Here is a 14,252-nt window from a genome sequence, read left to right on the forward strand (position 1 = left end):
TACCTCAACATGTATACAACGTATGAAATACTATTATTGTTGCTTACCTATTCGTCTTTTAACCCTTTACCCATACCTTTTAAGAAATGAAGACCGAATCCAATAGCGCGGTTAATATCTGGATCTTTAAGTACTTTCATCAAATCTAATATCCCTACTTTTTTATTACTTTGCAGATGCTCATTTCCTTCATCCATACCTGTTAATACACTACCGATAAGCTTTTTGGTAAGTTCCGGATCAAGTTCTGTTAAAGCTCCTGCAGCGCCCATCATATTATTAATTAAATTTGTAACTGGTTCACGAGTGACTTGGCCTAGAACAATTTTTGCGATTGGTTCTTTCGCTTTCAGCATAGAATTTGCAGCTTCTAGCATCCCAATATCATTCAGTTCACCTACTATATTAAACATTTGATTTAAAGCTTCTTCATTATTCGCTAGAAGTTCTTTTAAATCTTCTAGCTTTTGTTGTTTTATTTCTTCCTCAGTTAGCTCCTGCTTCTGGATCGCTTTAATAGGTGCCGCCATATTCTTTTCTCCTCCCTATTTATCCGTTAAGTGTACGTATCCTGGACGAGCCCATTTGCGATTTACCTCAATACCGTTTTGAGGATGACGCTTTTTATTACGTGGGTTTGTTTTTGGCATCGGATTTTCACCTTCTACTTGTAACACTTCCATACGCACTTTCGTTTGTTTATATGCAGGCGTATTTGTACGTTGATCGACCGCCGGACCAGTTAAGAAATTAATCGCTGTTTCGTTATCCGTCGAGTTCATCGGTAAATACAGCTCATTTGCTTTTACACGATCCGTTACAAGCGCGCGTAATTTAAGTGCTCCAAAAGGAGAAACAAGGCGTACTAACGAACCAGTTTTCACTCCACGTTCCCTTGCAAGTTCTGGAGAAACTTCAACGAAAACACCAGGAACTTTCGATTGAATACCATTTGATTTATTCGTCATGTTACCTTCATGGAAATGTTCAAGCATACGACCATTATTAATGTGAAGATCGTATTCTTCTGGAAATTCAGCAGGACGTACCCAATCAGCTATCGCAAAACGAGCTTTTTTGTCCGGGAAGTTAAATCCATCTTGGAAAAGAAGTGGCGTATTCGTCCCATCAAAACTTCCCCAATGGAAACTGTTCCATCCTTCAAGCACTTCATAGTTTGCGTGTGCGAATAGTGGTGATAAACTTGCCATTTCAGCAAAGATTTCACTTGGATGATTATAGTTCCAGTTTGCGCCTAATTTATTGGCAATTGCCTGCACGATCCACCAGTCTGGTTTCGCATCACCTAGCGTTGGAAGTACTTGATATAATCTTTGTACACGACGTTCTGTATTTGTAAAAGTCCCTTCTTTTTCAAGAGATGGTGCTGCCGGTAATACGACATCTGCGTATTGAGCCGTTTTAGAAAGGAACACATCTTGAACAACAAAGAATTCAAGGCTTGATAGCACTTCATGTACATGATTCGCGTTCGAATCTACAAGAGCCATATCTTCTCCGACAAGATACATAGCTTTCATTTTTCCTTCATCAATTGCGTGAAGCATTTCAATATTATTTAGACCTGGTTTGTTATCAATTTTTACCCCGTAAGCCATTTCAAATTTCGCACGTTCTACGTCGTCCGTTACGTGCTGATATCCTGGTAGCCAACCTGGGAGAGTTCCCATATCACAAGCACCTTGCACGTTATTATGACCTCGAAGCGGGTATGCGCCAGCACCTGGACGGCGATAATTTCCCGTTGCAAGAAGTAAGTTTGAAATCGCAGCGGAAGTATCTGAACCACCCGTATTTTGCGTTACACCCATACCCCAAAGAATACACGTACCATCCGCATCACGAATCATCTCGGCCATTCTAACGAGCGTTTCTTTTGAAATGCCTGTAATCTCTTCTGCATATTCAAGCGTATATTCTGTAAGACTATCTTTGAAATCTTCAAAGAAGTTTACATTCTCGTCGATGAACTGTTGGTCATGCCAACCTTGATCAATCATATATTTCGTAACAGCCATTAACCACACTTGGTCTGTTCCTTGCTTTGGACTAATAAAGATATCTGAACGCTCTGCCATTTCGGTTTTACGAAGATCGGCGACAATTAGTTTTTGTCCATGAAGTTTATGCGCACGTTTCACACGAGTAGCCAAAACAGGATGGCCTTCTGTTGGATTACAACCGACGATAATAACGAGACCTGATTGTGCAATATCTTTAATCGTTCCTGCATCTCCGCCCATACCAATTGTACGGAACAATCCATCTGTTGCTGGCGATTGACAATAGCGTGAGCAGTTATCAATGTTATTCGTTTCGAACACTTGTCGAGCTAATTTTTGAATGACATAGTTGTCTTCGTTCGTAATTTTAGAAGAAGAAATAAAGCCGATAGAACCTTTACCGTACTCTTCTTTAATAGATCCTAATTTATACGCCACTACGTGAAGTGCTTCTTCCCAACTTGATTCAACAAACACTCCATTTTTACGAATTAAAGGTTTCGTAATTCGTTTTTCAGAATTAACGAAATCCCAACCAAATTTTCCTTTTACGCAAGTAGAAATTGCATTAACCGGTGCTTCAGAGGTTGGTTGTACTTTAAGAATTTTACGTCCCTTCGTCCACACTTCAAACGAGCAACCTACACCACAAAACGTACATACTGTTTTCGTCTTTTTCGTACGAGTGTCACGCATCGCAGCTTCTACTTCTGAAACGGCGAAAATACCGCTATATCCAGGTTCAACCTCTTTAATAAGATCGACCATAGGTTCAAGAATGTCCGGCTTCAGCCCAGTCATAAATCCAGCTTCACCAAGCATCGATTTCTCCATTAATGCATTACAAGGACAAATCGTTACACATTGACCACAGCTTACACAGGAAGAATCGTTAATATCCACTCCTTCATCCCAAATAACACGAGGGCGCTCTGCCTCCCAATCAATAGATAACGTTTCATTTACTTGTAAGTTTTGACACACTTCTACACATTGACCACATGCGATACATTGATTCGGGTCATAGCGATAAAATGGATGAGACATATCAACTTCACTTGCAGCCACTTTTGGCTCATAAGGATATTTTTGATGCTCAATTTCCATTAATTCTGCCGTATTATGCAATTTACAGTTCCCATTATTGTTGTCGCAGACCGTACAGTACAGCAAATGATTTTCCAATAAACGGTCCATCGCCTCATGTTGTGCTGCCTTCGCACTAATAGAGGATAACTCAATATTCATACCGTCCGTCACTACTGTAGAACACGATCGCATAAGCTTCCCATTCACTTCTACAATACAAGTATCACACGTTTGAATTGGATCCACTTCCGGCACGTAACAAATTTGTGGATGTTCAATTCCGTTCTCATTAATGATGCCCAGTATAGTTGACCCGGACTCAGCACTATATTCTTTGCCGTCAATTGTAATATGAACCATGCTGTCGTTCATGGTTACTCCCCCTTTTTGAGAATAAAAAAACTCCACCACGAAAATATACGCACCACATTTTGGGTACGTTATCATCATGGTGGAGTAGTTTATTAGCACATCTTGCTAAAATACCAATCCATTTATTCATAAATAATATGATAGATTCATAACAGGTCATATCACGATTCCATCTTTAACACTGTAATTATAGCGTTTAATACGAAAATACACAATATAAAAATCATAAAAACGTAGATTTGCTATCTTTTTTGTTTGGCTATATGACGTTATTATTTTTTAGACACCTTTATTATTCACGAAAAAACAGTTATAATTTGGAAGAGGTGTAATTATTTATGAATAAAATATTTTTTCATTGGTTACAATATATTATCATTCTTCCCATTTTGTTTTTCTCATTATTTATTACAAGCTGGACTGCCAGCTATTTAAGTATTTCCGAAGACTGGAAACAACATCTTATCTTTACCCCAAAAACAACAGAAAACTCTCATCAAGTGTATGAAATTGATAAACTTTTGTATGCATTTCAGTACAATCCCGTTTTCACTACAGTTTTTATATTATCTATTGTCTATTTGATAGGAATTATAATAGCCCGCTCGTTGTACTGGAGAAAACATAAAACCGGATTAACGGGTTTACAACTCATGATTCTTCTCCCTATTTTTCTCTACACATTACTTGTCACACATTCTACAGGTACAATGATCGTTATGGAAGGAAACTGGAAGAAATATTTAGTCTTTTCTCCAAGATCAATTACAGATTTAAATCAAATTTATTATATTGATAAGTTATTGTACGCATTTCAAAAATCTCCTATCATTAGTACAGTTTTTATTCTAACTTTCCTTTATATGACATGGCTAATTATAACTAAGATTGCTCGCCAAATACGTTTACGCAAAAATATAAACATGTGAGGTAACAATAAGGAAGGTATTTGTACTTTTTGTACAAATACCTTCCTTTTAAAAGGAGGTTTCTTATGCATCCATTGAAAAAAGCTATCCTCTATATTTTTAGCTTCATATTTTATCCCATTGGTATTATTGCATGGGTTATATCTCTATTTAGTAAAGATCCTGAAAAAAGAAAAACTGGTCGCGTTTGCGTTTATCCCGCATTAACGGGCAGTAATACTCCTACCTCAAAATTTGGCGTGAGCAATGTCCAGCTCTAGCGGCTAAAGAAGTTAGGTGGGAGATAAACTGCCCGTAAAAGCCCGATTGGTGCGGGCTGATAATCAGTGGGGGATAAAGAAAACCCCCACTGATTAAAGTTTCACTTTATACAGCCTTAATATCATTTGTTCTATTCACTACACTTGGTATTATTACCTTCTACTCTACGATAACACCTCCGAATTCATAATAACCAGAAAGGGTGAATGCTATGGGAGAGCATCCGATTAGTAAAGAACTACGCTATATGCGTATTTGTTTTGTAATCTTAATTCTAGTCCTTATATTTTTTAATAAGGAAAGAGTCATCGAAGTCTCTACAAACCATGATTCTACTCCAATAAATGTACAAAATGATCAAATTAGTAATATGACTCAAATTGCAGAAAATACATTTGCTTTACAGGAAAATAATCCTGCCAGTGGTGATCGGCACACCATTAAAATTTTCAAGTATAACCCAGATACAAATAAGATTACACTAGTAAAAGAATTTAATACGGAAGATTCTTCTACATATGAATATCAACTGAATAAAGCGGAATAAAGAAGGTGGCGAAACAATATAGTTTCCTCATTTTCCTTGCATATAAAATGAGGAAGCTAACCCGAGTTAGCTTCCTCATTTCGTTTGAAAATATTTACTTTTCTCTATTACTACACTTAATTAGTTTGACACCTTAGACTCTTCAACTTTTTCACGAAGAACCATTTGCAAGATACCACCATGACGGTAGTAGTCAATTTCAACTTCACTATCGAAACGTGCTACTACTTCAAATTGTTTTTCGTTACCATCTAAATCGATTGCTACTACTTTTACAAAATCACGTGGCTTAACAGTTTTATCGATTTGAATTTCAAACGATTCGTTACCAGCAAGGCCTAATGTTTCTGCACTTTCGCCATCTTTAAATTGAAGTGGTAATACACCCATTAATACTAGGTTACTACGGTGAATACGCTCAAAGCTTTCTGCGATAACTGCTTTAATGCCTAAAAGGTTTGTACCTTTCGCAGCCCAGTCACGAGAGCTTCCCATACCGTAATCTTTACCAGCAACTACAAGAAGTCCTGTGCCGTCTTCTTTATATTTCATCGCAGCATCGTAGATAGATGTTACTTCACCAGTTGGCCAGTAAGTTGTATATCCACCTTCTGTTCCTGGTGCGATTTGGTTTTTAATACGGATGTTCGCGAATGTACCACGCATCATAACTTCATGGTTACCACGACGAGAACCGTAAGAGTTAAAGTCAACAGGTTGTACGCCGTTTTCTAATAAGTAGCGTCCTGCTGGTGTATGTTTGCCAATTGAACCTGCTGGTGAAATGTGGTCTGTCGTTACAGAATCTCCAAATTTACCAACTACGCGTAAACCTGATAACGTTTCAACTTCACCTGGTTCTTTAGATAATCCTTCAAAGAACGGTGGATTTTGAATGTATGTTGAATCATTATCCCAAGTATATAAAGCTTCATTTGAAGTTTGGATTTCATTCCAACGCTCATTGCTGTTAAATACTTGTGCATATTCTTTCTTGAACAGTTCAGATGTAACAACACTTTGAACTACATCTTCAATTTCTTTAGCTGATGGCCAAATATCGTTAAAGTAAACAGCATTGCCATTTGCATCTTTACCGATTTCATCATTTTTCAAGTCAATATCAACTGTACCAGCAAGCGCATATGCCACAACAAGTGGTGGTGATGCTAAATAGTTTGCCTTTACAAGCGGATGAATACGACCTTCAAAGTTACGGTTACCAGATAAAACAGATGTTACTAATAAGTCGTTTGCCGCAATTGCCTCTTCTAATTCTGATGCTAATGGACCAGAGTTACCGATACAAGTTGTACAGCCGTAACCAACTGTTTGGAATCCTAATTGATCTAAATATGTTGTTAAACCTGATTTATCTAAGTACTCTGTAACAACTTTAGATCCTGGAGCTAACGATGTTTTCACATAACCAGGTACTTTAAGACCTTTTTCAATTGCTTTCTTCGCAACTAAACCTGCCCCAATTAATACGTATGGGTTTGATGTATTTGTACAGCTTGTAATTGCAGCAATTGCAATTGCACCTGTTTTCATCGTTACTTCTTTATCTTCTAATGTAACCTTCACTTCTTTATCGAACTCTTGCTCATTAAATCCAAGTCCTTGTGTTCCAACTGGTGCTATAACAGCTTTGTGGAACGCATCTTTCATATCTGAAAGTGGAATTAAATCTTGTGGGCGTTTCGGTCCAGAAAGGTTAGATTCGATTGTATTTAAATCAATTTCAACAAGATCAGTGTAAATTGGATCTTTGCTGTCTGCTGTATAGAATAAACCGTTCGCTTTACAGTATTCTTCAACAACGCGAATTTGCTCTTCATCTCTACCTGTTAAACGTAAGTATTCTAATGAAATTTCGTCAATTGGGAAGAATCCACAAGTTGCGCCGTATTCTGGTGCCATATTTGAAATTGTTGCACGGTCAGCTAAAGGCATGCTCTTTAATCCGTCACCGAAGAACTCAACGAATTTACCAACTACACCTTTTTGACGTAACACTTGCGTTACTTTTAATGCAACATCTGTTGCTGTTGTACCACTTGGAAGTGTACCAGTTAACTTCACACCGATAACTTCTGGTACTGGGAAGTATGAAGGTTGCCCAAGCATCCCTGCTTCTGCTTCAATACCACCAACGCCCCAACCAAGAACGCCGATACCATTGATCATTGTAGTATGGGAGTCTGTTCCAACTAATGAATCTGGGTATGCAACTAATTCGCCTTCAGCGTTTTTCACCGCGTGAACAACTGGTGCTAAATACTCAAGGTTTACTTGGTGTACAATACCTGTTGCTGGTGGAACTGCACGATAGTTATCAAATGATTTTTGTGCCCAGCTTAAAAATTTATAACGTTCTTCATTACGTTTAAACTCTAAGTCCATGTTGAATTCAAGCGCGTCTGCCGTACCCGCTCTATCAACCTGTACAGAGTGATCAATTACAAGGTCTACAGTAATTTCTGGATTAATTTTATCAGGATCCCCGCCCATGTCTGCCATCGCTTTTCGAAGTGAAGCTAAATCAACAACAGCCGGAACACCTGTGAAGTCTTGTAAAATTACGCGAGATGGTTTAAATGGAACATCGATATCTTGAACATCTTTCGTTCCCCACTTCGCTAAATTTGTAACATGCTCTTCTGTAATGACACGTCCATCAACTTGACGTAGTACAGATTCAAGCAAAACTTTAATTGAATATGGTAATTGCGATACGTTGCCAACCCCTGCATTTTCAAGCGCTTTCAATTGATAATAATGATACGTTTTTCCATCTACTTCAAATGTTTCACGAGATTGAAATGGATTATGTTTGACCATTATGTTTCCCCCCTGTTAAACGTGACTGAGTTGTCTGAATATAAAATGTAGACAAACTTTTCAATACCTTACGATAATATCTTATTACAACTTTCTAAATAAGTAAATAATAAGAAACTTATAGTTTATCATAAGTTTTCTTTATCTCTGGAATTTTGAATAGGCTTCGCTCTCCTTATGAATACTATTACCATAAAGTAAAGCTTTCCATTAAGGCATTACTTTACTGTTCATACATGTACCATTGTTTGTTTATAAAGAAAATACTATAGGGGTGAAACTAATGGGTAAACGCAAATCAAATCATACCATTCAAGGAATGAACGCTGCATCATCACAAGGACAAGGTGCTGGTTATAATGAGGAATTCGCCAACGAGCCACTAACACCAGCTCAGCGTCAAAATAATAAAAAACGTAAAAAGAATCAGTAATAAAAAATCCCAAAAGGTACTCCTTTTGGGATTTTTAATGCTTATAACGTAACAACTCTGAAACCTTCACAAATCGATACCCTTCTTTTTGAAGAGCTGGCAAAATCTTTTCTAATGCGGCTACAGTTTGACTCCTGTTACTTCCACCATCATGCAATAACACTATATCCCCACTCTTCGCATTTGTTACAACATGTCTCACAATAGATTCAGTACCTGGATTTGCCCAATCTTTCGGATCCTGATGCCATGACCATAATACAATTTGATATCCCGCTTCTTTTGCTGTTGCAAATACTGCATCATTAATATATCCACCTGGTGGACGGAAAAGCAGCGGCTCTTTTACCCATTTTTGTAAATATTTTTTCCCCACTAAAATATCATCTTTTAATTTTTCATCAGAGGCCCTACTTGCATATAAATGATCCATCGTGTGATTTCCAATTTCATGTCCTTCTTTCAGCACCTGCTTGACTAAATACGGATTTCGCTGAATTCGAAAACCTATCATAAAAAAAGTTGCCTCAGCTTTATATTGACGTAATAGCTTTAATATTTGCGAAGTATATATAGGATCTGGGCCATCGTCAAACGTAATTGCAATTATTTTCTCGTTATTTGGTACCTCCCACGTTACATAACCTGTGGGCTCTAATTCTTTTCTCATCAACATTTTCGCTTCTACTTTGTCCACCTGAAATATATGTACCACACAAATGAAATAAATAATGATTATTACAACAATTTTTCTTTTCAACATATTAACTCTAAAATTGAACAGGTTGTTGAAATTAAACAACAACCTGTTCAATCGCCTAGCGAATCCACATCTCTTATGATATTTTGCAAATTATTTTCGTACTGCTCAAGTTGTGGACGTTGTGTTTCAGATGCTACTTCTAGTGCGTTTTGAATTTGTTCATATGCCTCTTGAACTTCTTGGCGTAAATGCTTCAAATCGTGTCCGTAATTCGGGTCATTTTTAACAATGTTGTTATATAAATTTTCCGCTTGTACGACTCCTTGTTGTGCTGCTTGAAAAGCTTGCTGTTTATCTTTATGATACGGCATATGCTTTCCCCTTTCTGTTATAGTTAGTCTCACTTATCTTTACCGTTTTTCACAAAAACATTCTCGTATAAATTTACAAAGTTCTCTCATTCTAAATACAAGAGGGAGGTGACAACATGGAAAAAAACAATAGCAAATCCATTCGTCAAAATACAAAGAAAGGGCAGCCTTCTGGGCAACCCGAACCATTAAGTGGGTCTCATAAAGTAAAAAACCGAAATCATTCAAGACAAAAGAATCACGCACATCATGATATGTAAAAACAGTGGGCAATGCATACGCATTGTCCTCCTCACTTCATCCTTTTACTCTAATTTGAAACTTAAATCCCTCTCACCAATCGGGCTTTTACGGGTAGTTCATCTCCTATAGCACCTCACCACAATTAGCCAATTCAACTCGTCAACATATTTTCTCGTTTCCTTTTCACCTCTAATTTCTTCATGCATATTATGGTATGAATTAAGACTTTACGGAGGGTGTCTTACATGGGCAAGAAAAAGAAAAATTGTCTTTTTCGTGTTGATGGTTTTGAAGAATGGATGGATCAGTTTTGCTCTGATTCATATGACAACTTCAGTTTCCCTAATCACATCCACATTGATCTTTGCGAAACAGAGCATGAATACATTTTAGAAACGGATATCCCTAATGTTTCAGAACAAAATGTACTTATAAACAAGATGGAGACAGGCCTAAAAATTCATATCTTTCACAAAAATTCATCCTTACAACGGACCATTTCTTTACCTGCTAACATTATCTATAAAAAAATGCTAGCCTGTTTAGAAAATGGCTTTCTTTCCATACACATTTCCAAAACTGAAGTTGCAAATAAGCACGAGAACAAAGTGCTTTTTTCCAATTAAAGCGTTATATAAAAACAGGGTAGAAAAAATTCTTCAGTAATTTTTCCTACCCTGTTTTTTCTTTATTTTATATAAAGTGAAACTTCCATCAATGAAGATTTTACTGCCATTTCATGCTGGAGAATGACATTATATTTCTACTAAAGGGATTGATTATCAATTGCTATTTCACCCCAACTTCTATATTGCGACTTGCGGTGTGATTTCTTTTAGATAATAAACTCCTTGTCCATAAAAAAATAGGAAAAGCAACAGCCGAAAAGATAGCTAATATCAAAAATACAGCAAAACCATTTCCATATCCGTAATAATCTAACAGTACTCCCCCAAGCCATGGACCGATTACACCACCAATCCCTGAAAATCCCATCGCTCCAAAATATGTTCCTTTTAGATGCGGGACTGAAATGTCATCAATAAACACATCTGTCATTGAAAACATCAACACTTCTCCTATTGTAAAAATAATCGTGTAAAGAACAATGCTGATGATTGATTCTCCAGTTCCAAAACCAATAAGTCCCCCACTAACAAAGAGCGTACCAATCATAATCGATACAAGTGGTGTATACTTCTTACAAATCTGAATAACAGGGTATTGTATAGCCACTACTGTAACCGCGTTTAATGTTAGCATATACGAAAATAATGTTACACCATCTTGAAATACATACGAGTTCGCAAAGTATTGAGAGGCTGTTGTTGTAAAATGTGAAAAACCACTATTACTTAAAATAATTCCAACTAAGGCAACCAAGAAAACAATATCTTTTCTTAAAATACGAATTGCTTTTATCATCGTTACAGGCTCTATCGTATCCATTGTTTTTTCATCCATTTGATACTTTTTAAATTGCATTGCTAATATCACCGTATATACAACGTATACTCCAGCCGCTATTAAAAACGGCATTGTTGATTTGGCACTGCCAATTTGCAATCCTACAAGCGGTCCAATTGCCACACCGACATTGATCGCACCATATCGTAAGTTATACGCAAGTAAACGATATTCCGGCTTCGTTAAATCAGATAGTAACGCTCTTGATGTCGGTTCAAAAAAGGAACGACATAAACCATTTAATGCGTTTAATAAAAAGAACGTTAGAACATGGTCTGCAACCGAAAATCCGATGAACACAAAAATCCAAACAATAAGGGACCATATCATAATTGTTTTACGACCAAATCGATCTGATAAATTTCCACCAATGAAACTAGCAAATACTCCAACTAATGCGCTCGTTCCAATAATTGCACCTGTCATCGCAGCTGATATATCTTTTACAGTTGTCAAATAAATCGCTAAAAAAGGAATACTCATTGAAGTTGCAAACCTTGCAAATAGCGTCCCTATAATAATACTCATCCCAAGCGGATGAATATGTTGTAACTTTCCCCTCATACCTATACCTACTCCCCATGTTTCATACAAAAAAAGAAAGCAAAGAACTTGCTTTCCTTTTTCAATCATACATTATATTTATACCCGAGCCGTCCTAGATAACTCCATGTCGATACCATATGTAAACTGTAACTCTTTACAAACATCCTTGATTAAGATGTTCACATCATACTTTTCATTAAACGCAAGAACCGCATTTTCTACTTCCTCATACGTATATTTGTATTCGCCAGTGATGACACTTTTTAAATCAAAGCATTCATTCATACAAAGTTGAACGAGAAGCTGATCATACATAGCGGACACATCTTCTTTTTTCCATAATAACTCTTTCACATATAACCGATCGAATGTTACACTTTCTCGATTACATTCTGTTAAAGTACGAGTCATGTCATGTAATTCTCGATATAGTTCAGAAATATTTGTATTGAGACGAATCAATTTGTCTACGCCATTTTCATACAGCATTTCATCCACCCCCGTATATGCTCTTTTTCTTATTATAGCAAGAAAATTCTAAAAAAGAGATTTTTTCTTCTGAAATATTAGGAAACTTATTTCGTTTGTTTTACAATGAGACTAGTGATATAGAGAGGAGTACGACAGTGAATCAAAAAATATATTACACCGATGCCTATCAGCAATCATTTACAGCACAAATTATAAAACAGGACTATGACAACGCTGGAAATTTATATGTAACTTTAACAGAAACAGCATTTTACCCAACCGGTGGCGGTCAACCTCATGACACAGGAACATTAAATGATATTTCCGTCATCAATGTTGAGGAAGTTAATGACGAAATCCGTCATTTTATTTCAAGTGAATTACATACGAAAGAAGTAATAGGTAAAATTAATTGGCAACGTCGTTTTGATCATATGCAACAGCATACCGCTCAGCACATTCTATCTGCTGCCTTTTGGGATCATTTTGATATTCCTACAATTGGTTTTCACCTTGGAAAAGACACGGTAACAATCGATTTAGACACGCCCGAACTTTCAGTAGAAACAGCTAATAGCGCACTACAAATCGCAAATCAGATTGTCTTTGAAAATCATCCTATCCATATTAAATGGATGAATTTAGAGGAAGCGAAACAATTACCTCTTAGAAAAGAACCAACAATTACAGAAGATATTCGTGTTGTATTCATTGAAAACTACGATTACAACGGGTGTGGTGGAACGCATCCAAAATATACAGGTGAAGTGGGACCGATTCATATAATAGGTTGGGAGCGAAATAAAGGTGGCGTCCGTTTAACATTTGTCGCAGGATGGCGTGCACTTAAGTTAATGGGACACTATCAACACATTATTAAAGACGTTTCCAAACAGTTAAATAGTAGTGAAAATGCTATTCCAAATAAAGTAACCCAACTCCTTACTTCTCAGAAGGAAAATGAAAAAGAACTTCAAATAATGAATGAAAAATTACTATTCGTAGAAGCAAATGAGTTGCTCCAGCAATCAAAACAAACAGATGCTGGTACACTTATTTCGAAGGTTTTTACAAATCGTTCGATGCAGGAAATCGCAAAATTATCAGCTATCATTACTGAACAAAACGAAAACGTAATTACATATTTTATTATCGAAAACGAAGATAAACTACAATGTATTCTTGCATGTGGGAAAACGGTACAAGCAAACATGAATACCATTTTAAAAAACGCCCTTCCTGCTATTGAAGGAAAAGGCGGCGGTAACCCAAAAAGTGCTCGCGGTGGCGGAAAAGCAGTGATTACAGGAGAAGAGTTTTTAGCTCTGCTGGTTCATTCACTAAAAGAAACAATTTAGTTCTCCCCTTAAGGATAGCAATTTGCTATCCTTTCATTCTCTATTTACAGACCAATATTTCGTTTCAACCCTTGATACGTTCCTGCATTAGGAAATCCTTTTTCAATTAGTTCGATAAATGTCTCAGAAAAATGATAATCACTTAATTCTGTGATTGGCACCATTTTCACATCATGAATTGGATTATGGTCAAATTCATTAGATGGCAGCCTTATTTCTCCTGACACCTTTTCAAGCAAAAATGTAATATGTAATAATGACGGTGTAACATCTGGCTTATCACAAATATATAGTAATTTCTTAATTTTAGTTTCTAATCCCGTCTCTTCTCTCATTTCTCGAATGATCGCTTCTTCTAATGTTTCTCCATTCTCTACTCTCCCACCTGGTAAAGACCAATTGCGATCAGAAACTTTTTGTTTTACAATCAAAAGCTTTCCTTCTTCAATCAAAATTCCAGTTGCTCGAACTTGTAATAAATGATTCATATCGTCTCCTCTTTTCCTTCTATACATACGACTTCCAAGCTATATAATTCTAGATTATTCACTAAAACCCTTCCACAAAAAGAACGTATGTTTTATAATTAAAGGA

Annotated in this window: 16 protein-coding genes; 7 read left to right on the forward strand and 9 right to left on the reverse strand. The window is 36.7% G+C overall.

What is annotated here, in order from left to right; translation table 11 throughout:
• Window positions 1-47: 47 nt before the first annotated feature.
• The 3 genes from CN373_RS09900 to CN373_RS09910 are packed head-to-tail and all read right to left on the reverse strand — an operon-like array spanning window position 48 to window position 3,645.
• On the reverse strand, window positions 48-530 hold the full coding sequence (locus tag CN373_RS09900; protein ID WP_000729885.1) for a DUF1641 domain-containing protein: 483 nt from the start codon (window positions 528-530) through the stop codon (window positions 48-50).
• Between the two features lie 15 nt (window positions 531-545).
• Window positions 546-3,485 carry a formate dehydrogenase subunit alpha gene (gene fdhF / locus CN373_RS09905; RefSeq protein ID WP_098359208.1) on the reverse strand — a complete coding sequence of 980 codons (2,940 nt, stop codon included), beginning with the start codon at window positions 3,483-3,485 and terminating at the stop codon, window positions 546-548.
• The gene (locus tag CN373_RS09910) at window positions 3,454-3,645 is read right to left on the reverse strand and encodes a hypothetical protein (protein ID WP_002158491.1); all 192 of its coding nucleotides are present in this window, start codon (window positions 3,643-3,645) and stop codon (window positions 3,454-3,456) included. The genes fdhF and CN373_RS09910 overlap by 32 nt, the downstream gene beginning before the upstream one ends.
• A 178-nt stretch (window positions 3,646-3,823) precedes the next feature.
• On the opposite strand from CN373_RS09910, the gene CN373_RS09915 reads away from it, so the two are divergent.
• The 3 genes from CN373_RS09915 to CN373_RS09925 all read left to right on the forward strand — a co-directional run bounded on the left by CN373_RS09915 (window position 3,824) and on the right by CN373_RS09925 (window position 5,222).
• Entirely contained in the window at window positions 3,824-4,414 is a 591-nt protein-coding gene (locus CN373_RS09915; RefSeq protein WP_098359209.1) for a DUF4306 domain-containing protein, read from the forward strand.
• A gap of 65 nt (window positions 4,415-4,479) precedes the next feature.
• Window positions 4,480-4,674, forward strand: coding sequence for a hypothetical protein (locus tag CN373_RS09920; RefSeq protein ID WP_098359210.1), 195 nt, complete (start codon window positions 4,480-4,482; stop codon window positions 4,672-4,674).
• 212 nt (window positions 4,675-4,886) lie between these two features.
• Window positions 4,887-5,222, forward strand: coding sequence for a YmzC family protein (locus tag CN373_RS09925; RefSeq protein WP_098359211.1), 336 nt, complete (start codon window positions 4,887-4,889; stop codon window positions 5,220-5,222).
• Between the two features lie 120 nt (window positions 5,223-5,342).
• Here CN373_RS09925 and acnA read toward each other — a convergent pair whose 3' ends face one another.
• Entirely contained in the window at window positions 5,343-8,066 is a 2,724-nt protein-coding gene (gene acnA / locus CN373_RS09930; RefSeq protein WP_098359212.1) for an aconitate hydratase AcnA, read from the reverse strand.
• Window positions 8,067-8,349: 283 nt separating this feature from the next.
• On the opposite strand from acnA, the gene sspO reads away from it, so the two are divergent.
• Window positions 8,350-8,499 (forward strand): small acid-soluble spore protein O, encoded by a 150-nt coding sequence (gene sspO / locus CN373_RS09935; RefSeq protein WP_098359213.1) that lies wholly within the window; start codon window positions 8,350-8,352, stop codon window positions 8,497-8,499.
• A 34-nt stretch (window positions 8,500-8,533) separates the two neighbouring features.
• On the opposite strand, the gene CN373_RS09940 is transcribed toward sspO, so the two are convergent.
• Both CN373_RS09940 and CN373_RS09945 read right to left on the reverse strand, forming a co-directional pair.
• Window positions 8,534-9,262 carry a polysaccharide deacetylase family protein gene (locus CN373_RS09940; protein ID WP_111901842.1) on the reverse strand — a complete coding sequence of 243 codons (729 nt, stop codon included), beginning with the start codon at window positions 9,260-9,262 and terminating at the stop codon, window positions 8,534-8,536.
• A gap of 47 nt (window positions 9,263-9,309) precedes the next feature.
• On the reverse strand, window positions 9,310-9,573 hold the full coding sequence (locus CN373_RS09945) for a hypothetical protein (RefSeq protein ID WP_001146302.1): 264 nt from the start codon (window positions 9,571-9,573) through the stop codon (window positions 9,310-9,312).
• A 116-nt stretch (window positions 9,574-9,689) separates the two neighbouring features.
• On the opposite strand from CN373_RS09945, the gene CN373_RS09950 reads away from it, so the two are divergent.
• Complete coding sequence (locus CN373_RS09950; RefSeq protein ID WP_000414451.1) at window positions 9,690-9,833, forward strand: small acid-soluble spore protein P; 144 nt, start codon at window positions 9,690-9,692, stop codon at window positions 9,831-9,833.
• A 228-nt stretch (window positions 9,834-10,061) separates the two neighbouring features.
• Window positions 10,062-10,442 (forward strand): Hsp20/alpha crystallin family protein, encoded by a 381-nt coding sequence (locus CN373_RS09955; protein WP_000516759.1) that lies wholly within the window; start codon window positions 10,062-10,064, stop codon window positions 10,440-10,442.
• 163 nt (window positions 10,443-10,605) lie between these two features.
• Here the strand turns inward: CN373_RS09955 and CN373_RS09960 are convergent, their stop codons facing one another.
• Both CN373_RS09960 and CN373_RS09965 read right to left on the reverse strand, forming a co-directional pair.
• Window positions 10,606-11,847, reverse strand: coding sequence for an MDR family MFS transporter (locus CN373_RS09960; RefSeq protein WP_098359231.1), 1,242 nt, complete (start codon window positions 11,845-11,847; stop codon window positions 10,606-10,608).
• A gap of 78 nt (window positions 11,848-11,925) precedes the next feature.
• Complete coding sequence (locus CN373_RS09965) at window positions 11,926-12,318, reverse strand: hypothetical protein (RefSeq protein WP_000965130.1); 393 nt, start codon at window positions 12,316-12,318, stop codon at window positions 11,926-11,928.
• Window positions 12,319-12,455: 137 nt separating this feature from the next.
• Between CN373_RS09965 and CN373_RS09970 the strand changes: the two genes are divergently transcribed.
• Window positions 12,456-13,658 (forward strand): alanyl-tRNA editing protein, encoded by a 1,203-nt coding sequence (locus CN373_RS09970; protein WP_098359214.1) that lies wholly within the window; start codon window positions 12,456-12,458, stop codon window positions 13,656-13,658.
• Between the two features lie 44 nt (window positions 13,659-13,702).
• Here CN373_RS09970 and CN373_RS09975 read toward each other — a convergent pair whose 3' ends face one another.
• Entirely contained in the window at window positions 13,703-14,146 is a 444-nt protein-coding gene (locus tag CN373_RS09975; RefSeq protein ID WP_001016159.1) for an NUDIX hydrolase, read from the reverse strand.
• Between the last annotated feature and the right edge of the window lie 106 nt (window positions 14,147-14,252).

This window comes from Bacillus cereus (assembly GCF_002561295.1).
In the GTDB taxonomy this organism is placed as follows: Bacteria; Bacillota; Bacilli; order Bacillales; family Bacillaceae_G; genus Bacillus_A; species Bacillus_A cereus_S.